General features: G+C 58.6%; 1 pseudogene. It reads right to left on the bottom strand.

From position 1 onward, the window contains the following. A pseudogene (locus SB725_RS31495) lies at positions 1 to 268 on the bottom strand (hypothetical protein); the annotation flags it as partial.

Below are 268 nucleotides of genomic sequence, written 5' to 3'. Positions count from 1 at the left end.
AAAGTGTTCCACATCGTAGTGTGAATACAGCTCCCTCACTTCAGAGAACCAGCACTTTCCACCGGACAGCGCCAACATCCACTCCTTCAGCGCACCCCAATGTGCGCCATTGGCGGCGATCAGCGCGTTGCGCTCACCACGCTTACCCGCAGCTTCCAATGCAGCCATGTCGGCAACAAGCTGCCTCGACTTCGCCAGCCAGGCGTCCCATTGCGCCTGCGTCCAAGGCATCCATCCCGGGATGTCTACGTCAGTCGGCTTCTTATGT

This window comes from Pseudomonas sp. SIMBA_041, from assembly GCF_046535095.1.
In the GTDB taxonomy this organism is placed as follows: Bacteria; Pseudomonadota; Gammaproteobacteria; order Pseudomonadales; family Pseudomonadaceae; genus Aquipseudomonas; species Aquipseudomonas mucoides.
The sequence above is the reverse complement of the archived record's forward strand: the minus strand, read 5'-3'. Positions and strand labels throughout refer to the sequence as shown.